The sequence below is a fragment of the Bacillus sp. FSL R5-0560 genome, assembly GCF_037966305.1.
GTDB classification, from domain to species: Bacteria; Bacillota; Bacilli; order Bacillales; family Bacillaceae; genus Bacillus; species Bacillus mojavensis.
The window spans coordinates 1,206,086-1,225,352 of sequence record NZ_CP150195.1 but is presented as its reverse complement, the minus strand read 5'-3'; the positions used below and the strand labels follow the sequence as shown (position 1 = coordinate 1,225,352).

Annotated in this window: 22 protein-coding genes and 1 riboswitch; of the genes, 14 read left to right on the top strand and 8 right to left on the bottom strand. The window is 46.5% G+C overall.

The features are described from left to right. Nucleotides 1-23: 23 nt before the first annotated feature. From NST56_RS06125 to NST56_RS06115, 3 genes are read right to left on the bottom strand one after another with little or no spacing between them, the layout of a single operon-like run. A complete protein-coding gene (locus NST56_RS06125; protein ID WP_010333709.1) occupies nt 24-317 on the bottom strand; it encodes a DUF3784 domain-containing protein in 294 nt (97 codons plus the stop codon). Between the two features lie 19 nt (nt 318-336). After that, nucleotides 337-924, bottom strand: a complete 588-nt coding sequence (locus tag NST56_RS06120) for a hypothetical protein (RefSeq protein WP_268504851.1) — start codon at nt 922-924, stop codon at nt 337-339. Next, a complete protein-coding gene (locus tag NST56_RS06115; protein WP_010333707.1) occupies nt 921-1,268 on the bottom strand; it encodes a PadR family transcriptional regulator in 348 nt (115 codons plus the stop codon). Before NST56_RS06115 ends, NST56_RS06120 begins: the two co-directional genes overlap by 4 nt. Before the next feature lie 181 nt (nt 1,269-1,449). Here NST56_RS06115 and NST56_RS06110 point away from each other — a divergent pair, with 181 nt between their 5' ends. The 3 genes from NST56_RS06110 to NST56_RS06100 are packed head-to-tail and all read left to right on the top strand — an operon-like array spanning nt 1,450 to nt 3,487. Then, nucleotides 1,450-1,986 (top strand): SdpA family antimicrobial peptide system protein, encoded by a 537-nt coding sequence (locus tag NST56_RS06110; RefSeq protein ID WP_326197269.1) that lies wholly within the window; start codon nt 1,450-1,452, stop codon nt 1,984-1,986. After that, nucleotides 1,971-2,906, top strand: a complete 936-nt coding sequence (locus tag NST56_RS06105) for a sporulation-delaying protein SdpB family protein (protein ID WP_168747399.1) — start codon at nt 1,971-1,973, stop codon at nt 2,904-2,906. Before NST56_RS06110 ends, NST56_RS06105 begins: the two co-directional genes overlap by 16 nt. Continuing rightward, a complete protein-coding gene (locus NST56_RS06100; RefSeq protein ID WP_010333704.1) occupies nt 2,903-3,487 on the top strand; it encodes a sporulation delaying protein family toxin in 585 nt (194 codons plus the stop codon). The genes NST56_RS06105 and NST56_RS06100 overlap by 4 nt, the downstream gene beginning before the upstream one ends. A 54-nt stretch (nt 3,488-3,541) precedes the next feature. Here NST56_RS06100 and NST56_RS06095 read toward each other — a convergent pair whose 3' ends face one another. Further along, complete coding sequence (locus tag NST56_RS06095) at nt 3,542-4,390, bottom strand: S1 RNA-binding domain-containing protein (RefSeq protein ID WP_010333703.1); 849 nt, start codon at nt 4,388-4,390, stop codon at nt 3,542-3,544. Nucleotides 4,391-4,538: 148 nt separating this feature from the next. Between NST56_RS06095 and NST56_RS06090 the strand changes: the two genes are divergently transcribed. From NST56_RS06090 to NST56_RS06060, 7 genes are all read left to right on the top strand, one after another. Next, nucleotides 4,539-5,030 (top strand): YajQ family cyclic di-GMP-binding protein, encoded by a 492-nt coding sequence (locus tag NST56_RS06090; RefSeq protein ID WP_010333702.1) that lies wholly within the window; start codon nt 4,539-4,541, stop codon nt 5,028-5,030. 107 nt (nt 5,031-5,137) lie between these two features. Next, nucleotides 5,138-5,256, top strand: a riboswitch (SAM riboswitch). Nucleotides 5,257-5,346: 90 nt separating this feature from the next. Further along, entirely contained in the window at nt 5,347-7,185 is a 1,839-nt protein-coding gene (locus NST56_RS06085; protein ID WP_326226862.1) for a bifunctional homocysteine S-methyltransferase/methylenetetrahydrofolate reductase, read from the top strand. A 98-nt stretch (nt 7,186-7,283) separates the two neighbouring features. Further along, entirely contained in the window at nt 7,284-7,733 is a 450-nt protein-coding gene (locus tag NST56_RS06080; protein ID WP_286058739.1) for a GNAT family N-acetyltransferase, read from the top strand. Between the two features lie 4 nt (nt 7,734-7,737). Beyond that, nucleotides 7,738-8,589 (top strand): GNAT family N-acetyltransferase, encoded by an 852-nt coding sequence (locus NST56_RS06075; RefSeq protein WP_339180711.1) that lies wholly within the window; start codon nt 7,738-7,740, stop codon nt 8,587-8,589. An 89-nt stretch (nt 8,590-8,678) separates the two neighbouring features. Then, a complete protein-coding gene (locus NST56_RS06070; protein ID WP_229147802.1) occupies nt 8,679-9,947 on the top strand; it encodes an MFS transporter in 1,269 nt (422 codons plus the stop codon). Between the two features lie 8 nt (nt 9,948-9,955). Beyond that, on the top strand, nt 9,956-11,071 hold the full coding sequence (locus NST56_RS06065; protein WP_339180708.1) for a mandelate racemase/muconate lactonizing enzyme family protein: 1,116 nt from the start codon (nt 9,956-9,958) through the stop codon (nt 11,069-11,071). Nucleotides 11,072-11,166: 95 nt separating this feature from the next. Then, nucleotides 11,167-11,796, top strand: a complete 630-nt coding sequence (locus NST56_RS06060) for a YitT family protein (RefSeq protein WP_010333695.1) — start codon at nt 11,167-11,169, stop codon at nt 11,794-11,796. Between the two features lie 45 nt (nt 11,797-11,841). Here NST56_RS06060 and NST56_RS06055 read toward each other — a convergent pair whose 3' ends face one another. Both NST56_RS06055 and NST56_RS06050 read right to left on the bottom strand, forming a co-directional pair. After that, nucleotides 11,842-12,600, bottom strand: coding sequence for a phosphosulfolactate synthase (locus NST56_RS06055; RefSeq protein ID WP_010333694.1), 759 nt, complete (start codon nt 12,598-12,600; stop codon nt 11,842-11,844). Further along, nucleotides 12,597-13,280 (bottom strand): 2-phosphosulfolactate phosphatase, encoded by a 684-nt coding sequence (locus tag NST56_RS06050; protein WP_339180705.1) that lies wholly within the window; start codon nt 13,278-13,280, stop codon nt 12,597-12,599. Before NST56_RS06050 ends, NST56_RS06055 begins: the two co-directional genes overlap by 4 nt. Before the next feature lie 190 nt (nt 13,281-13,470). Between NST56_RS06050 and NST56_RS06045 the strand changes: the two genes are divergently transcribed. From NST56_RS06045 to cysC, 3 genes are all read left to right on the top strand, one after another. Further along, complete coding sequence (locus NST56_RS06045; RefSeq protein ID WP_339180702.1) at nt 13,471-14,181, top strand: phosphoadenylyl-sulfate reductase; 711 nt, start codon at nt 13,471-13,473, stop codon at nt 14,179-14,181. Between the two features lie 153 nt (nt 14,182-14,334). Further along, on the top strand, nt 14,335-15,504 hold the full coding sequence (sat, locus tag NST56_RS06040) for a sulfate adenylyltransferase (RefSeq protein WP_168747387.1): 1,170 nt from the start codon (nt 14,335-14,337) through the stop codon (nt 15,502-15,504). Next, nucleotides 15,501-16,100, top strand: a complete 600-nt coding sequence (cysC, locus tag NST56_RS06035; protein ID WP_339180699.1) for an adenylyl-sulfate kinase — start codon at nt 15,501-15,503, stop codon at nt 16,098-16,100. Before sat ends, cysC begins: the two co-directional genes overlap by 4 nt. A 25-nt stretch (nt 16,101-16,125) precedes the next feature. Here the strand turns inward: cysC and NST56_RS06030 are convergent, their stop codons facing one another. Further along, the gene (locus NST56_RS06030) at nt 16,126-16,929 is read right to left on the bottom strand and encodes an alpha/beta hydrolase (RefSeq protein WP_339180697.1); all 804 of its coding nucleotides are present in this window, start codon (nt 16,927-16,929) and stop codon (nt 16,126-16,128) included. A gap of 208 nt (nt 16,930-17,137) precedes the next feature. Here NST56_RS06030 and NST56_RS06025 point away from each other — a divergent pair, with 208 nt between their 5' ends. Beyond that, entirely contained in the window at nt 17,138-17,776 is a 639-nt protein-coding gene (locus NST56_RS06025) for a pentapeptide repeat-containing protein (protein WP_339182100.1), read from the top strand. 4 nt (nt 17,777-17,780) lie between these two features. On the opposite strand, the gene NST56_RS06020 is transcribed toward NST56_RS06025, so the two are convergent. Beyond that, a complete protein-coding gene (locus NST56_RS06020) occupies nt 17,781-19,253 on the bottom strand; it encodes a PLP-dependent aminotransferase family protein (protein ID WP_339182097.1) in 1,473 nt (490 codons plus the stop codon). Between the last annotated feature and the right edge of the window lie 14 nt (nt 19,254-19,267).

The window sequence follows — 19,267 nt, the reverse complement described above, 5'->3', positions numbered from 1 at the left end:
AGATTCGCTCCGTCCTTCAGCTCCTATTCTACCAGTTTTTTATTCACGTAAATAATAACCCCTGCACCATATGCCAAAATAAGCGGCGGAATCAGCTGCTCCTGGCCTTGAAATGAGATAAAGCTGTTCAGCAGAATGAACAAACCGGAATTCAAGAAAAAATAGCCTGCTATTCTGGCCAGCCGATCCTTATCCCGGATACGTGCCTCATTAAACCCCGCCAGCATCCACGTCTGTTTTTTGATCCCGACCAAATAAGCTACCACAAAGAATAAAAGCGAAATGACAATTAATAGATAATTGATGCTAATTTCCATATTACAGCCTCCTACAACATTACTTGACGTTCAAAAAAAGAAAAAAAGCGGCACAGCTAACCACAATCAGCAGAAGGACGACGAATGCATTGATGAGCGGCTGCACAAGAAGCAGAACAGCCAAAAACAGCAGATACACCGCACCGACCCTGGAAATCGTGACAATCTCATGTTGAGAGCGCATTTTGTTTTTTCTTACACCCGCAAACATCATTACCTTCTTCCGCTTCCATACATAGCCTGCGAGCACCGCCAAATAAAGAGCCAATGGCACATATCTGTATGAGGGCGGCAGCAGCGGCAGGAGTATGATTACAGCAATAAGAAAGACCGAAAGTCCGCTTTTTCCTAACACAGAACCCCTCCGTTTCTGTTCCTCCCCTTCACCCATCATCGCTTCGGCAAGCTCTTTCGGATGAGAAAACTCAGTTTCAACAGCTTCCCGCAGATCCTCCACACTATGGCCGGCATTCATTCTGTCTTGTACAAAAGCGGTTAAATGGCCCTTCAATTCGGCTATCGTGTTTTCTCTCTCTACTTCAGGCATATTCGCCAGCTCAGCGTTTAGTTCCTCCGTATAGCGGTCAATGATGTGCTGTGCATTCATAGCAAATCCCCCGATAAGGACAATAAAGCTTGATGGGTTTCCAGGTATTTCTCCAGCCGTTCTTTTAACATCTCTTCTCCTTTTTGCGTCATTTTGTAGTACTTCCTTTTCGGGCCGTCCAAAGAATCTTGCCAAAAAAATTCGACCCAGTCCTTCTCCGTCATCCGTTTCAAAATCGGATAAATCGCACCCTCCGAAATAGCCAGTGCCGGAGTTGTTTTTAAGGACGATGTCAATTCATAACCATACATCGGCTTTGAGCGCAGCAGGGATAAAATGGCCAGCTCGAAAATTCCTTTGCGAAATTGAACAATCCAGCGGTCGTTAATTTGATTCGTTTTCATGGTTTAAATATATCGAAAAAACCACTATATATCAATGACATATAGCAGTGAAAAATGTCCTGTTTTTTCATTTAACAAAAATGGAATTTCTCCTACTTTCTAACCTTTTTATTACAAAAATGTTTTTATATGATGAAAAGTAAGAAAAGTGAATTTCGTCAGTTTAAAAAGGAGCAGTCGAATGCAGAAATCGATATCATTTTTTATCATTTTTTCGGTCCTCTGGGGGTCTTTATTTCTGTTTTCAATCATTGGCAGCTTAGGGACAACCCCGATTCCGCTGACAAAGGACTCCAAATTTCTCATGTCCAGCGTCATTCCTCAGGGCTGGGGCTTTTTCAGCAAAAATCCCCGTGATACCGCCATCGGCTTATATGAGGATGGAAATGCCACCGCCAAGGTCAGATGGCCCAATATGAGGGCTGATAACCTATTCGGCCTGTATCGTTATGGGCGATCGCAGGGTGTAGAAATGGGTGTTGTCTACAGCCAAGTCGGCAAGGAAGAGTGGACAGAATGTAAAGCAACGGACCTAAGTGCCTGCAAAAGCAAAGCCAAAACCGTTCAGCTGCAAACACCGGCACCCCGCCCGCTGCTTTGCGGCAGCTATTATTTAACGAAAGAGGATATCGTTCCGTGGAGTTATTCTAAATATACCGCTTCGTCTTATCAGATAAAAAGCATAGTCAAGGTTGTGATCTCATGCTCGAAAACATAAAACAGACCATCACCGGATGGGACGAGAGAAACCCGTGGACAAATGTATATGGACTCGCGCGAAGCATTATTGCTTTATCCAGCCTGCTGACGCTGCTCGTCAATCATCCGAGCCTCATTATGAAGCCCGCCAGCGGAATCAGCAGTTATCCTGCTTGTAAAATGAATTTCAGTCTCTTTTGCCTCGGCGAAAATAACTATATGATGTTAAACCTGGTCAGGTGGATCTGCATTGCCATTCTGGTGCTTGTTGTGATCGGGTGGCGCCCCAGAATCACCGGGATTCTTCATTGGTATGTCAGTTACAGCCTCCAGTCGTCGTTAATTGTCATCGACGGAGGCGAGCAGGCAGCCGCGGTTATGACATTTTTGCTCATTCCTATCACGCTGACCGATCCGAGAAAATGGCATTGGAGCGGAAGGCCTGATGATGCAGAGGGCCAAAGAACAATTGGAAAAATCACAGCATTTATTTCTTATTTTGTTATCAGGCTCCAAGTGGCAGTGCTTTATTTTCACTCTACTGTCGCTAAGCTGTCTCAGCAGGAATGGGTGGACGGTACAGCCGTCTATTATTTCGCCCAGGAAAAAACCATCGGCTTCAACGGCTTTTTTCAGGCATTAACGAAGCCGTTTGTGACTAGTCCGTTTGTGGTGATTCCGACTTGGGGGACGCTTCTCGTCCAGATTGTCATCTTTGCGGCACTGTTCGCGCCGAAGAAGCATTGGAGATTGATTTTAATCATCGCTGTTTTTATGCATGAGATATTCGCGGTTATGCTGGGTTTAATCAGCTTTTCAATCATCATGGCCGGCATTTTGATATTGTATCTCACTCCAATTGATTCCACGTTTCAATTTACATATATTCGCAGACTGAAGTGGAATAAAAAAGAAAAGAAGGGAGAGGTTTCAGTTTGAAGAAGGCGTTTCTCGTATTTTTGTCGGTTGTATTGGTGACGACAGTGTTTATGGTGAAGCAGCAGGAAAGTGTAGCACAGGCAAAGCAGCTTGAGTATTCGGGTGAAGAGATTTTTAAAGGGTTTGTGTTCGCTCAGGGTGAAGTGGGCAAACAGCTTCCAGAGGTATTTAATAAAGCCATGACTGACAAACTCAACACAAAACAGGCAAAGGCTTTTGCCAATCAGGTTGTTGCTGATATTAAAAAAGAGGATGCTGACTTTTTTGACAATCTGAAGAAAGCTGTTTACAGCAAAGATGCAATGAAGGTGGATGAACTGCTGAAAAAAGCGGGTCAAATCGTTGAAGAAAAAGTAGAAGCTGCAAAGGAAATTGCCGCTTCCAAGGATGATACGTCCAGAGTTCAAGCTGAGCTCGTCAACACGGTCGAAACCGCTAACTATTTCTATTATGTTTCTTATGTTGCCGCAGCCGGTGCGCTGATTCTTGTCATTCTTGCCATTGATATTACTCCGATCGCGATTTCAGACAATGTGGATCGCGAAATGGCAATCAGAACGCTGGTTGATGAATTAAATTAGAAATAAAAAACGGCTCGCTCCGCAGTTCTGCTGCAGGCGAGCCATTTTCATGCGCTATTTTTTCTCGTATGTCCAGCCGTCTTCCTGATACACTTTTCCGTTTTTCATTAAGTGGCCGAGCGCCCGTTTAAAGGCGGCCTTGCTCATGTTAAAACGTTCTTTGATATCATCAGGCTGGCTTTTGTCGCTGTACGGCATGGCGCCATTTCTCGTTCTTATATACGTAAGAATATACTCGGCATCAACAGACAGCGCATCCTGCTTTCTCGGAAGTAGCGACATATTCACTGAGCCGTCTTCCTTCACTTGAATCACTCGTCCTGTCACTCTTGAGCCGAGTCTTGGCTCTTCTTTTCTTTCTGATGAATGAATAAAACCGCGGATTCCGTCATCCGTAATGATGAACGATCCTGAAGCGATCAGCCTGTACACCGTTCCGGTCAGCTCTTTATTCATCAGGTCGTCTGAAGCGTCCGTAAACAGCTCGCTGATGATATCCTCCGGTGCGGGTTTGGCAAACATGCGCCCCCGATTCGTCACCTTCAGCATACAGTAGAGCTTATCCCCTTTTTGCGGCCAGACATCTTCATACGGCGGCAGATGCTCTGTTGCGACAAGCGCGTCTTTTGAGAGGCCGACATCGACGAATACGCCCATATCCTCTACCGTGTCCACTACCTCTACCCAACCGTATTCATCCGCGCTGATGACCGGAATTTTCATCGTTGCTGCGAGCCGTTCCTGCTGGTCAACGTATATAAAGACCTCTACCTCATCTCTGTCTTCTATATCCTCTGTCACTTCACTGTTATGTAAGAGAATCGTATCTTCTCCATCGGTTAAAAAGTAACCGAAGTCAGTTTCGTGATCTATACTCAAGGTTAACTGCTGCCCTGGTCTCATGCTATCGTCCTTCCTCTTCCCGCTGATTTCACTGCGGATCTTGTTAACATTTTTTCCAATCATCACAAATTGATTCTTTGTTCTGTTGGAAGTTTCTCTTTATTCTACTATAATCAACACATAAGTTAAATGTTATGGAGGTTTTCATATGGCAAAAGAAAGTTCTTTTGATATTGTATCCAAGGTGGAGCTCCCTGAGGTGCAAAACGCGATTCAAATCGCACTGAAGGAAATCAGCACACGCTATGACTTCAAAGGGAGCAAAAGCGACATTTCATTAGATAAAGAAGAGCTTGTTCTTGTTTCCGATGATGAATTTAAATTAAGCCAGCTCAAGGATGTGCTTGTCAGCAAATTGATTAAGCGCAACGTGCCGACAAAAAATATTGATTACGCCAAAATTGAGAATGCGTCCGGCGGCACCGTGCGCCAGCGCGCAAAGCTCGTTCAAGGGATTGACAAAGACAACGCAAAAAAAATCAATACGATCATCAAAAACTCCGGACTGAAAGTGAAATCTCAGGTACAGGATGATCAAGTGCGTGTCACCGGAAAAAACAAGGATGATCTTCAGCAGGTTATCGCAGCAGTTCGAGGTGCTGATCTGCCAATTGACGTTCAATTTATAAATTTCAGATAAATTTTTCTGATTCCTATTGATTATTGTCTTTATTTTCGGTAAATTTGGAGAAAGGGAAAATGCCAGGCATCTTTTGGCAGCTCCTGAACATTAAAATTTCATATCCGTTCTTATCAAGAGAAGCAGAGGGACTGGCCCGACGAAGCTTCAGCAACCGGTGTAATGGCGCATTTGCCATGACCAAGGTGCTAAATCCAGCAAGCTCGAACAGCTTGGAAGATAAGAAGAGACAATATCACTGACAAAGTCTTCTTCTTAAGAGGACTTTTTTTATTTCTCTTTTTTCCTTGCTGAATGTGAATAAAGGAGGCAGACAATGGGACTTTTAGAAGATTTGAAGAAACAGGTGTTAATCGGTGACGGCGCAATGGGCACGCTGCTTTACTCCTACGGAATAGATAGATGCTTTGAGGAACTTAATATTTCTAAACCCGAGGAAATTCAGCGTATACATAAAGCTTATGTCGAGGCGGGAGCAAACATCATTCAAACCAACACGTACGGAGCGAATTATATTAAATTATCGAGACACGGCCTTGAAGATGACATCAAAAAAATGAATCAGGAAGCAGTAAAAATCGCGCGGGCTTCCGCCGACGATGCGTATGTGCTCGGGACAATGGGAGGCATCCGCACGTTTAACAAAAACGCATACAGCCTTGACGAAATCAAACGAAGCTTCCGCGAACAGCTGTATTTACTGCTGCATGAAGAGCCGGACGGGTTGCTGTTAGAAACGTATTATGATTTGGAAGAAGCCCATGAAGTGCTGAAAATCGCCCGGAAAGAAACCGATCTTCCGATTATGCTGAATGTATCCATGCATGAGCAGGGTGTGCTTCAGGACGGAACGCCGCTTTCTGATGCGCTGCGCTCGATTGCGGATCTCGGTGCCGATATCGTCGGCATTAACTGCCGGCTCGGCCCTTACCACATGATTGAAGCGCTCAGTGAAGTGCCGATTTTTGATGACGTATTTTTATCTGTCTACCCGAACAGCAGCCTCCCCTCTCTCGAAGAAGGGCGGCTCGTATATGAAACTGACGATACGTATTTTCAAAACAGCGCAACTGAGTTCCGCAAGCAAGGCGCGCGGATTATCGGCGGCTGCTGCGGCACAACGCCAAACCACATACGAGCCATGGCAGAGGCTGTGGGCGGGCTCGCTCCCATTACGGAAAAGCATGTAAAGGTTCGGGCAAAGGAATTGGTGACTGTCCAGCACGAACGGACAGAGCCGGGGTTGGATGAAATCGCTGCGAAAAAGCGCTCCATTATTGTTGAGCTGGACCCGCCGAAGAAATTGAGCTTTGATAAGTTTCTGTCCGCCGCTGCTGAATTAAAAGAAGCGGGAATCGACGCCCTGACGCTCGCCGATAACTCACTGGCAACCCCGCGGATCAGCAATGTTGCCTGCGGCGCCCTTGTTAAGCAGCAGCTCGATATGCGGTCTCTTGTCCATCTTACGTGCCGGGACCGAAACATTATCGGCCTCCAGTCACATCTAATGGGACTGGACACATTAGGGCTGCATGATGTGCTGGCGATTACCGGCGATCCTTCTAAAATCGGTGATTTCCCGGGTGCAACGTCTGTCTATGACTTAACGTCCTTTGATTTAATCAGGCTGATTAAACAGTTCAATGAAGGGCTGTCTCTGTCCGGAAAACCGCTCGGAAAGAAAACCAATTTCTCAGTGGCAGCTGCTTTTAACCCAAACGTCCGTCATCTCGATAAAGCCGTAAAACGGCTGGAGAAAAAAATGGACTGCGGCGCTGATTATTTTATCTCACAGCCCGTCTATTCGGAGCAGCAGCTTGTCGATATTCATAATGAAACCAAGCATTTGAAGACTCCGATTTATATCGGCGTTATGCCGCTGACAAGCAGCCGGAACGCTGAGTTTATCCATAATGAAATTCCCGGCATCAAACTGTCCGATTCCATTCGCGAAAAAATGGCGCGTGCCGGCGAAGATAAAGAGAAACAAAAGGCGGAAGGCCTTGCAATTGCACGCTCCCTGCTGGATACTGCCTGCGAGCTGTTTAACGGCATCTATTTAATAACGCCTTTTCTCAGATCCGACTTAACCTCGGAACTTACTTCTTACATTAAGCAAAAAGATGAACAGCGTCAGAATATTTATTTGCATTAACATCCCTTTCTAAGACTGTCCGAACCAATTGGGCAGTCTTTTTCAAACCCGATTCGTGTTACGATATAGAAAATAAATTACATTAGAGGAGGAACATCATGCTTGAAGTGAAAACCATTCCCGCAGAGGATACTTATGAAATTCGGAACCGCATTTTGCGTCCCCATCAATCAATTGAACAATGCAAATATGATCAGGATCATGCAGAAGGCTCCTTCCATCTCGGCGCTTTTTTTGAAGAAACACTGATCAGCATCGCTTCCTTTTCTCCCGAGAATCAGCCGCTATTGACCGATTCTCCCGCATATCGGCTTAGAGGCATGGCAACGCTCGAAGAATACCGTGATCAAAAAGCCGGAAGCACACTGATCAAATACGCGGAGCAGAAACTGGCCGATATGGGCGTGCAGGCGGTCTGGTGCAACGCAAGATACCATGTGAAAGGCTATTACGAAAAGCTTGGCTGGAAAGAACTTGGCGAGCCGTTTGAGATTTCCGGCATTGGCACCCATATTGTGATGTACAAAAAAACAGAAACAAGCAGGTGATGACATGCATTCAGCGTTTGAGCTGATTCAGCTTACAGAAAAACATGTGCCCGGTCTATTGCGTCTCTCCCGGCAAGCCGGGTGGCCGGATTACGGCGAGCGAGAGCTGCTGTTGCTCGTAAAACACGGACGATTATTCGGGTATCAAAACAGCCAAGGAGACGTCATCTCCTGCATCGGTTTGTTTTCGTATGGCCGACTTTCTTCTATTGGACTTGTTATCGTCGACAGCGAGTACAAACGGCGGGGCCTGGGGCAGCGGATGGTGAACGCGTGTATCAGTCAAGTCGATGAAAACACCGCCACCATGCTTTGCGCCACGAAGGAGGGTTTGCCGCTTTATGAAAAATCCGGTTTTCAAACAGCGGGTTCAATCCGCAAATACAGCTGTCAAAGCTTCATCCCGATTACAAAGCAGCACGACATTGAACTGACATCTTTTACAGAAAAGGACTTTCCGGAATTAACAGCGGCTGATCAAGCAGCCTTTGGCGGAGACAGAGCAGCACTCCTGCATCAATTGATCTCTCAATCAGGGGAATGTATAATTGCGAGAAATTTGGAAGGCGAATTCATTGGCTATGGCTTATCTATACAAACACCGGCCAATCTGAAATTAGGCCCGATTATCGCTCCGTCACCGGGTCTCGCTGCCGGATTGATCAACAGGCTGGCCGCAGGAAAACAAGGACCGATGCGAATCGACGTGCCTGGTGACGCCGCACCGTTGCATGACAGCCTGGAAGCAATGGGATTTCACTTAGACGATGAACCTCCGCTTATGATGTACAAAAAAAAGACGCTGCCTGTACGAAACGGACAATTATTCGCTGTCATCTCACAAGCGCTCGGTTAACCCTTTTTTACCCGGACAGGAAGATTCTGTTCGGTTTTTTTAATGACTTCAGGGACACTCTAAGCAGAAGAAAAGGAGTGTGCTTTGAGATGGAAACATCAAAACAAAATAACGGAATGACGATTGTAGCTATCGGTTCAATCCCTTTAATATTAACCCTTGGAAACTCTATGCTTATTCCTATATTGCCAAAAATGAAATCTGAACTTCATTTATCCCAATTTCAAGTCAGTCTCGTGATCACGGTGTTTTCCCTGATTGCGGCGTTTGCGATTCCGATTGTCGGCTATCTCGCAGACCGGTTTTCACGAAAAATCATCATTATTCCCTGCTTATTTTTGTATGGAGCAGGCGGATTGCTGGCCGGGTTTGCGGCAGGTTTTTTTGACAATGCTTATCCGTGGGTCATGGCTGGCCGGGCTCTTCAGGGTATCGGAGCAGCCGGAACGGGACCGATTGCGATGGCCCTGTCAGCGGACCTATTTAAAGGCGCGCAGGAAAGCAAAGTGCTCGGCCTTGTTGAAGCGTCAAACGGGATGGGGAAAGTTCTATCGCCGATTATTGGCTCACTTATCGCTCTGATCGTTTGGTATGGCGCATTTTTTGCCTTTCCTGTGTTTTGTATCATTTCAATCGTGCTGACTTGGATTTTTATTAAAGAAAAGAAAAAAGAAGAAGAGCCGCCTCCTATCGGAAAATATGCAAAAGGGCTGTTAAGTGTATTTAAGCATGAAGGCAGATGGCTGTTTACCGCTTATTTAGCCGGGGCTACCTGTTTGTTTACCTTATTCGGCATTTTGTTTTACCTATCAGACGTACTGGAAAAAACATACGATACAGACGGCGTCAAAAAAGGACTGATTTTGGCGATTCCGCTTTTGGTTATGTGTGTGACATCTTATACGACGGGCAGCAAAATCGGACAAAAGCAATCGTTAATGAAAAAGCTGATCGTCATCGGTTTAGCGTTTATGACTGTGTCTTACGCGGCACTGTCATTCATTGAAAATCTCGTCCTGTTTATCAGCGTTCTCGTGCTGAGCAGTATCGGTTCGGGCCTTGTCCTTCCTTGTATTAACAGTTTTATCACAGGCGCTGTCGGCAAAGAAAGACGGGGTTTTGTGACGTCGCTGTACGGATCAGTGCGTTTTCTCGGGGTGGCGATCGGACCTCCTATTTTCGGGCGCTTGATGCAGTGGTCAAGACCTGGCATGTTTTTAAGCATTGCGGGCCTAACGCTGGTTGTCGGCATTCTTGTGCTGACGCTGATTCATGTCAAACAAAATAAAGAAGATACGAATGAAAAAGAAGAGCCTAAAATGAATGGCAATCGGCTGCAGCCGGCTGAGGAAAGGTAGCATCCGGTTTGAAAATCGAACGAATTGAGACCTTCCCGCTCTTTCACCGATTAGAGAAGCCTTACGGAGATGCAAACGGATTTAAACAATATCGGACATGCTATCTGATCAGAATTATCACAGAAAGCGGCATTGACGGCTGGGGAGAGTGCGTGGATTGGCTCCCGGCCCTGCATGTCGGTTTTACAAAACGAATTATTCCCTATCTCGTGGGTAAACAGGCAGGCAGCCGCCTGCCTTTAGTGCGCACAATCAAAAAATGGCATCAGCGGGCGGCATCGGCTGTGAGTATGGCACTGACGGAGATTGCTGCGAAAGCGGCAGGTTGTTCCGTATGCGACATGTGGGGCGGACGGTACAGAGAAGAACTCCCAGTATATGCCTCTTTCCAATCATATTCAGACCATCCTCAGTGGATCAGCAGCTCGCTTACGAATGTTGAAGCGCAATTGAAAAAGGGCTTCAATCAAATCAAAATCAAAATTGGCGGGACAACCTTTGAGGAAGATGTGCGGCATATCACTGCCCTGCAAAACACGGCCGGCAGTTCAGTTTCCATTATTTTGGACGCAAACCAAAGCTACGATACAGCCGCAGCTTTCAAATGGGAGCGCCATTTTTCGAAATGGGACAATATCAGCTGGCTGGAAGAGCCTCTGCCTTTTGACCAGCCGCAGGATTACACTTTGCTGCGAAGCCGTTTATCCGTCCCTGTCGCCGGCGGAGAAAATATGAAAGGCGCGGCGCAATTTGCGCCTCTCCTCTCACAGGGCTGCTTGGATATTATTCAGCCTGACGTCATGCATGTCAATGGAATCGATGAGTTTCGCGACTGCCTCCAGCTCGCGCGTTATTTCGGTGTGAGAGCGTCTGCTCATGCCTATGACGGCGCTCTTTCCCGGCTTTATGCTTTATTTGCTCAGGCCTGCCTGCCTCCGTGGTCAAAAATGGAAAACGACCAAATTGAACCGATTGAGTGGGATGTAATGGAGAATCCTTTTACAGAACTGATCAGCCTTCAGCCTTCAAAAGGAATCGTGCACATCCCGAAAGGAACAGGGATCGGCAGAGAAATCAATATGGAGATCATCAATCGGTATATGTGGGATGGTTCAGCGTTTTAAGCTGTCCCATCCCTTTATTTATAGACATAAATCATGGACAGCCTCATAAAATGGTAACAGCGGACAAGTCTTTTCATAAAGGAGCAAATGACTTAATGGCTGAACTGCTGATGAAAGCAAAACTCACGTTTATGATTGTCACAGGCGGTGTATTACAGGGACTCGGCATGTCCTTATTTTTATTTCCGCATGATATTCCGACAGGCGGGGCGGCAGGTATTGCGGTCTTATTGCACCATTTGTTTCACATTCCCCACGGCTTCTCGGTATGGGCTGTGAATGTGTCGATGCTTTTTACTGCTTTAAAATGGCTGGAGATGAGAACATTTACCGGCACTCTCGCCTCGATTACCGTCACCTCTGTTTCGGTATTGATTTTTGATGTCATTTTTCCGGACATTACATCAAACCTGTGGCTTGATTTGGCAAGCGGCGCCGTTTTATTAGGACTCGGCATCGGACTTTTATACAAATATAAAATTTCTAACGGAGGTTTTGGAGCTCTTGCTCTCATGATCTCAATTTACCGGGGCGGAAACCCGGGAACCATCTTGCTCATTATGAATTGCATCATTTTTATGATTACCGCATCAATTATTGCCTGGGGCATTGTGATTCAAGCTCTGATTTGCCAAGTGATCTCAACAAGAGTCATCGACTTCATCTATAACATCCGCCTGACCTCTCTTCCCATACTTACGCCTATGTACCGTCATAAAAAGTAATAGGCAAGAGGCTCTCCCGATACCGAGAGCCCCGCAGCCGCTGTTTTACAAATAAAAAGTATCGGATCTTAACCCCAAGCGCAAAGTCTCCAGAGCAATCGCATCGTGAAATGAGATATTCGCCAGATTGACATTCGGCCCGATCCTTTGAATAAACCCTTGCTGGAGCGTTTTGTTCGGTGCTTCAAATATCATTCGGCTGATATCAATATCTGACGAAATGATATCATCAACGATTTGAAACCGGACATCTCCGCTGCTGGAACAGATACCTCCTGTTCCGCTTTCCCTTGCTTCCGTAATCACCTTCTCTGCGCCTGCCTCCATATCTTCGAGAATATACTCAAGCCATTCCTCAGAGCACTGGCAGCTTGACACTTCTTCATCCTTGCTGCCCACCTCGCTGAGCACAAGAAATTCATCAGAAAAATCAGCAATGTAAGCCGCTTTTTCTTTATTCGTCATCGGGAGAGTGCCGTTTGAGATCTCAATATATTCGCACCCGAAGTAGGTGCAGTACCGATGAAATTCATTGACTTTATTCTGGCTTACATATTTCTCAAACAGTGTGCCGCCGAAGAAAAACTTCACGTCATGCTCTTTCAGGGAGCTGATTTTTTCTTCAAGGTCTTTTGTAAGTAATGAAGTGCCCCAGCCGAATTTCACAAAATCAATATAGTCGGACGCCGCGCCTATCACATCTTTGAAAAACTGCAGGGGGTAGCCGTTGTCGATTAAAATGGTCTGTCCGTTTTCTCTCGGTTTACTTGTTCTCACTGGCAATTCTAGTGAAAAATCGTTCATATCATGACCCTCTCTATCGTTGGAACTTCTCTTTCTTGTTTTACTTTCATCACGAAATCGCCCGTTATTTCTTTTGTACAGTAAGCAATGTCTTCCGGATCAAATAACGGCTGGCTGCTGTCAAAAAACTTCTCCGCAACGGATGAGGTTTTGATTCTTTCAATCACTTCGGCCGCCGCACCATTCGTCCCTTCTATGATGCTTTTGATATATTCCGCACACGCCATATCATCATCACCTGACGGATGGGAAGCCACAATGTTCAGCACACAATCTTTTGCAGTGAGCTTTTTCACATATTCCGCTGTTGTTCTGGCATTAGAAAATCCGGTCACTAAAAGATGCTTGGCCTTCAGCGCTCCTAACGCTGCTGTGACGCCGTTTGTCGTTTTCTGAATCAGCCGCTTATCCACCATATCCTGCTCAGCCATACGCTTTGGGGAATTATCCAATTCAAACCCCTTGATTCCGACCCCCTTTTCCTCTCCTGTTAATACATAATCCGGATAGGTTTCTTTCAGCTTGAAGGCTTCCTCAGTTGTCCGGACCAAGAGAATTTCTTTCGCCCCGCCGATAAAAGCAAAATGGGCTACGGTAAAGGCTCGAATGACGTCAATAACGATATTGATATCTGCCGGGGCAAGTGAATGATGATGCCCCTGATAAATGGTAATCGGCATAATACCTCTCCTTGGGCATAAAACCATTTTGCTAAAAAGCATATTCAGCTGGTCTCTTATTGGTTCCGCCGCGCCTCCGTCTCCTCATTTTAGGCGGCTACCGCACGAACCTTTATCTCAAAAGTGAATAGTCTGCCTATAACTCGATCAATAGATAAAAAACAGACAGATGCAAAACGGGGGGAAAATATTGAACGAACACATCACGTTTGACACATGGAACGAAACGCTGTCAAAAGAGATAATGGACCAATTGATCGATGAGCTCGATGTATTGAAATGGGCTTACAGGACATACGGGGATAAGATCGTGTATGCATGCAGCTTTGGCGCTGAAGGGATGGTGCTTCTCGACTTAATTTCAAAGATCAACAAACATGCGCACATCATCTTTTTAGATACAGGGCTCCATTTTCAGGAAACATATGAGCTGATCGAAGCCGTCAAACAAAGATACCCGGCATTTACGATCCAGCTGCTTGAACCTGAACTGAACTTAAAGGAACAAGCGGAGCAGTACGGCGATGAATTATGGAAACACAACCCAAATCTTTGCTGCCAATTACGGAAAATCGCACCTCTACAAAAACATTTATCGGGCATGACAGCTTGGATTTCAGGTCTGCGCCGGGAGCAGTCGCCGACGAGAAAGCATATTCAATTCATCAATCAGGATCAGAAATTTAAGCTTATTAAAATCTGTCCGCTCATTTACTGGACATGGGATGATGTTTGGACGTACATCCGGCTCCACAATTTGCCTTACAACAAACTGCACGATCAAAATTATCCGAGCATAGGCTGTGAAATGTGCACATTGCCTTCTTCAATCCCAAATGATGAGAGAGCGGGAAGATGGGCCGGACGCGAGAAAACTGAATGCGGTCTGCACCAGGATTGAAAGAACGCTTGTCCTGAAAATGGAGCGCCAGCAGATTTTATTCTTATTCTTGAATGAAGTCTGTATGTGTTACGGTTTCACATTTTCAATTGAAGAAGAAGCCCGTCCAGACTGTTAAAAACAACGTAAATCGCAAAGATGGAGGTTAAGCACGTGAATGCAATCGAGCCCCATGGAGGGGTGTTAATCAACCGCTTCGATCCCGCATGCACTTTTGATGGCTGCACTTGCGAAGCTGAGCTTGATCAGCTGGCACTGAGCGACCTCGAGCTTATCGGGATTGGCGGCTACAGCCCGTTAACAGGTTTTTTGGGAGAAAAAGATTATCATTCCGTTGTGAAAGAGATGAGGCTGGCGAACGGTTTGCCGTGGAGCCTGCCTATTACGCTGCCTGTCAGTGAAGAAACAGCAAAACAGCTGTCTGTCGGAAATCACGTGAAGCTTGTGAAACACGGCGTGACGTACGGCATGATGACAGTGACTGATATCTATCAGCCAGATAAAACACTGGAGGCGCTGTCTGTTTATAAAACAAACGATCCCGCTCACCCCGGAGTGAAAAAGTTGCTGGAGCGGCCGGACTTTTATATTGGAGGGCCTATCCTTGTCAGCCGCTTTCCCGACAAGTCCTTCGAACAGTTTTATGCAGCGCCGGCGGAAACGAGAACGGCCTTTGAAAAGCTCGGCTGGAAAACGATTGTCGGCTTTCAGACGCGAAATCCCGTTCACAGAGCCCATGAATATATTCAAAAAACAGCGTTGGAAACCGTCGACGGTCTGCTGCTTCATCCGCTAGTAGGAGAAACGAAATCAGATGATATTCCGAGTGATATCAGAATGGAAAGCTATCAAGTTTTGCTTGACCAGTATTATCCAAAGGACCGGGTGATGTTATCGGTGTTCCCTGCCGCCATGCGGTATGCCGGACCGCGTGAAGCAATTTTCCATGCGCTCGTCCGCAAAAATTACGGCTGCACCCATTTTATCGTCGGCCGCGATCATGCAGGCGTCGGCAGCTATTACGGAACGTACGACGCACAGACCATTTTCGGATCATTCACCGAGGAAGAGCTGGGTATCAAGCCGTTGTTTTTTGAGCATAGCTTTTACTGCCGGAAATGCGGAAATATGGGCACCTCCAAAACGTGCCCGCACAGCGCAAGAGATCACATCCATTTATCAGGCACCAAAGTGAGGGAGCTTCTCCGCCAAGGCAAAAAGCCGCCGAAAGAATTCAGCCGGCCCGAGGTCGCAAACGTACTGATAAAGGGGCTCCATCAGCAGCCTGTTGCCATTCAGAGAAACAGCGAGGGATCAGAATGACACACAATTCGAATATCGTTTGGCATCCCGCGGCGATCAAAAAATCTGACAGACAAAGTTTAAACGGACATAAAAGCTGCGCCCTTTGGTTTACCGGTCTGTCCGGCTCAGGTAAATCAGTCCTCGCCAATGCAGTAGATGAAAAGCTCTATCGCATGGGAATTCGGAGTTATGTGCTAGACGGCGATAATATCCGCCACGGATTGAATCAAGATCTCGGCTTTCGGACTGAGGACAGAATTGAAAACATCCGCCGGATTGGGGAAGTCGCGAAGCTGTTTGTCGATAGCGGCCAAATGATCTTAACAGCTTTTATTTCTCCGTTCAGAGAGGATCGGGATATGGTCAGAGCGCTGTTTCCCGACGGAGAATTTCTAGAAATTTATGTGAAATGCCCGCTCCAGATTTGTGAACAGCGGGATCCGAAAGGCCTTTATAAAAAAGCGCGCAACGGAGACATTAAACATTTCACGGGGATTGATTCTCCATATGAAGCACCTCTCTCTCCCGATTTAATCATTGAATCTGACCAAACGTCCATTACGGACGGAGCTGATTTGATCATCAAAGAATTGCAGCGCAAAGGCATTATTTAAAAAACCCGACATTGATCGGGTTTTTTTATTTAGCAAACTGCGCAATCAGGCTGTTGATTTTTTCTTTTTCCTCATAAAAGAGCCCGTGTCCATTGTTTTCAAATGGAACCAATTCCGACTGCTTTATGCCGCGTTTTAATTCTCTAGCAAAATCAAACGGAGCGATTTTGTCCTTTCTGCCGTGCAGGATGAGTGTCGGCACCTTGATGTCCGCCAGATCCTTTCTGAGATCCTCGTCTCTTAACGCAATGCCTGAGTGAATCGTTCCGTAAGAGGAAGCGTCCAGCAAAAGATTCTGGAACCATTGCTGGAACTCCGGAGAAACTTGTTTCTCGAAAAACTGCTTTCCCAGGTCAGCAAGCGTCTTCGGCCGATCGCTTTTGAATTGTTCAATCATGTCATCAATGTCCTGTTTCCTCATGCCGTACGGATAGCCCGGGCGCTTTGTAAATGCAGGCGCGGCCGCTGACAATAAAACCAGCTTATCGATATCGGCGCTCTCATGCCTTGCCATGTAGCGGATCGCAATTGCGCCGCCCATCGAAAAACCGGCAAGAACCGCGTTCTCAAGCTGCAGCGTATAAATGACTGCCTTGACATCATCGGCCATCGTGTCATAATCATAGCCTTCCCACGGACGGTCGGAATCCCCGTAGCCCCGAAAATCGATACCAATAAAACGAAAACCTCTTTTCGGCAGCTCATTCATTTGATATTCAAACATCTTATGATTCAGCGGCCAGCCATGCAAAAAAATAATCGGCCTTCCCTGCCCGATATCCTCCACAAACATTGTCACATGCTCCTCGGTTTTTACGTAATGCCCCACTCCACATTCCTCCTGTTCCCTTTTCTTTCCGGTCTTGTAAACGCCTTGACGTGCTGGAAGCTTTGCATTTATGCTTACAAAACAAGCGGGCTTGCAGCACCCAGAAAAGGCCCTTCACGTTTTACTATATGTATCAATTCGCGTAAACGATCTATGAAATTGATCCTGATGGCTTTAGGTCATTCAGGAATGTAAAGGATGTCAGATGATGAATAAAACAGCGATTCAAAAACCGTACGTACCAGAAAACCTGCAAGTTGCCGATTTTCATGAAACGGCTGCAACAGATGATGTAATCAGCATGCATTTATTTGAAGATTGTTCAATTTCCGGTGAAGACATAGACAGGCTTTGTATTGAAAAAACCGTATTTCGGAATGTCATGTTTATCGATGTTTCCTTTCGTTTTATTGAGCTGACAGATGTGATTTTCGAAAAATGTGATGTATCGAACGCTGATTTCAGCGGGGCTGTTCTTCACAGAACTTTATTTAAGCAATCGAAGATGGTCGGGATAAACCTGGCGGACTCAACGCTGCGGAATGTGTCGTTCGAGGAATGTCATGGACAATTCAGTTCATTTTATTATTCGAACATGAAACACGTTCTGTTTCATCATTGTGTCCTACTGCAAAGTGAATGCAGCAGCATGGCGCTCCAGCAGACACACTTTGATGCATGCGAACTGGAGGGCGCCAACTTTACCGGTACGTCACTTCAAAACGTGGACATCAGCTCCTGCAGGTTTGAACAGATCCATGTTTCACTAGACAAATTAAAAGGCTGCAAAATTGCTCCGGAGCACGCAATGGCCTTTGCGAGAGCGCTGGGGGCTGTCATCGTCTAGCTGCTTAAGCCTGTGTCATCAGGCGGCGGGCTGTCTCTGCAGCCGCCTTAATGCCGGCTTTCAGATCCTGAAGAGACGCATAGGAATACGACAGCCGGATGCTGCGCCGGTCTTCGCCGTCATAAACGGAACCGGGGTTCACCAGCACATGCTGTTTCAATAATTCAAGAAACAGCTGCCTAACAGGCAGTTGTTTGTGGAATGTGACCCATATATAAAAGCCGCCGGCTGGAATGCGCCACTCGGCAATATCCCCTGCATATTGCTGAAGAAACTGAAGTGCCGCGTCTCTCCTTTTCTTCAGTTCCACTCTTACCCAAGCGAGGTGTTCATCATAATAACCTTGTGACAGCCATTGCGCCGCTGCCCATTGAGAGAGGCCGCTTGATCCGTAATCCGTCTGCATTTTAATGTCAGCCAGCCGTTCAATAACTGGTTCCGGGCCGACCAGCCAGCCGATTCGAAGACCGGGGCTTACTGTTTTCGAAAACGTGCCGAGATACAGGACATTGCCTTCCTGATCCATCGACTTTAACGGCAGCGGCGGCTGTTCTTCCAACCACAAATCACCGTACGCATTATCCTCAATGACCGGCAGCTGCTCTTTTTTTGACAGATTGACAACCTCTTCCCTTCTCTTCTCTGACATGACGATGCCAGTCGGATTATGAAACGACGGGATCGTGTATAGCAGCTGGCCCCCGTATTGTTTCCGATAAGCTGAAATCAGTCCCGGCTGCATTCCTTCTTCATCCATAGGCACGCCGCGAAGCCGCATTCCTGCGGATTGAAACACATGCAAAGAGTGAAGATAGGATGGTTTTTCTGTCAAAATGACTGAGTCCCGCTTTAAAAGCCCAATCGAAATGAGCTGGAGCGCCTGCAGCGCGCCGGATACAATTAAAATGGCGGAAGGTGACACATTGATATGCTTTGTTTTTAAATGCTCAGCCACCGCCTCCCGCAGGTTTATATTTCCTTTCGGCTGTTCGTATCCTAAAGACAGGGCAGGCGGATTGATTTGCTGAAACATCCTGCGCATCGTTTCAGCCGGCAGCAGCTCTGGTGAAAGCTCTCCCGTTCCCAGCCGAATGATATCCGCTCGCGCCTCGTTTTTATTAATATCCTGAATGATAGAAGAATTGGGATGATGAATCCCTGAGCGGACATAGGTGCTCCAATCAAGCGGCGGAGCTGACGCAAGCACGCTCCATGTGCTGTTTACTACCTTCGTGCCGCCGCCTCTTCTCCCCTCTAACAGACCTTGAGACGCGAGTTCATCAATCGCCGCTGTCACTGTGCTCCGGTTAACCTGAAACATATCCGCCAGCGTTCTTTGCGACGGAATTTTCGTCCCTACAGCCCACTCGCCATGGAGAATTTTCTTTTTTATATATTGCTCGATTTGCCGATGAAGCGGAATGTCCGATTCACGGCTCGGCTGCCAATGTGACAACGTTACGCCCCCTTTTTTCATCATTATACATTTGG

Bases quoted from the DNA above. Each gene is read 5' to 3' on its own strand.
- NST56_RS06125 (WP_010333709.1), bottom strand. From the start codon at position 317: ATGGAAATTAGCATCAATTATCTATTAATTGTCATTTCGCTTTTATTC.
- NST56_RS06120 (WP_268504851.1), bottom strand. From the start codon at position 924: ATGAATGCACAGCACATCATTGACCGCTATACGGAGGAACTAAACGCT.
- NST56_RS06115 (WP_010333707.1), bottom strand. From the start codon at position 1,268: ATGAAAACGAATCAAATTAACGACCGCTGGATTGTTCAATTTCGCAAA.
- NST56_RS06110 (WP_326197269.1), top strand. From the start codon at position 1,450: ATGCAGAAATCGATATCATTTTTTATCATTTTTTCGGTCCTCTGGGGG.
- NST56_RS06105 (WP_168747399.1), top strand. From the start codon at position 1,971: ATGCTCGAAAACATAAAACAGACCATCACCGGATGGGACGAGAGAAAC.
- NST56_RS06095 (WP_010333703.1), bottom strand. From the start codon at position 4,390: ATGAGACCAGGGCAGCAGTTAACCTTGAGTATAGATCACGAAACTGAC.
- NST56_RS06090 (WP_010333702.1), top strand. From the start codon at position 4,539: ATGGCAAAAGAAAGTTCTTTTGATATTGTATCCAAGGTGGAGCTCCCT.
- NST56_RS06085 (WP_326226862.1), top strand. From the start codon at position 5,347: ATGGGACTTTTAGAAGATTTGAAGAAACAGGTGTTAATCGGTGACGGC.
- NST56_RS06080 (WP_286058739.1), top strand. From the start codon at position 7,284: ATGCTTGAAGTGAAAACCATTCCCGCAGAGGATACTTATGAAATTCGG.
- NST56_RS06075 (WP_339180711.1), top strand. From the start codon at position 7,738: ATGCATTCAGCGTTTGAGCTGATTCAGCTTACAGAAAAACATGTGCCC.
- NST56_RS06070 (WP_229147802.1), top strand. From the start codon at position 8,679: ATGGAAACATCAAAACAAAATAACGGAATGACGATTGTAGCTATCGGT.
- NST56_RS06060 (WP_010333695.1), top strand. From the start codon at position 11,167: ATGGCTGAACTGCTGATGAAAGCAAAACTCACGTTTATGATTGTCACA.
- NST56_RS06055 (WP_010333694.1), bottom strand. From the start codon at position 12,600: ATGAACGATTTTTCACTAGAATTGCCAGTGAGAACAAGTAAACCGAGA.
- NST56_RS06050 (WP_339180705.1), bottom strand. From the start codon at position 13,280: ATGCCGATTACCATTTATCAGGGGCATCATCATTCACTTGCCCCGGCA.
- cysC (WP_339180699.1), top strand. From the start codon at position 15,501: ATGACACACAATTCGAATATCGTTTGGCATCCCGCGGCGATCAAAAAA.
- NST56_RS06025 (WP_339182100.1), top strand. From the start codon at position 17,138: ATGAATAAAACAGCGATTCAAAAACCGTACGTACCAGAAAACCTGCAA.
- NST56_RS06020 (WP_339182097.1), bottom strand. From the start codon at position 19,253: ATGAAAAAAGGGGGCGTAACGTTGTCACATTGGCAGCCGAGCCGTGAA.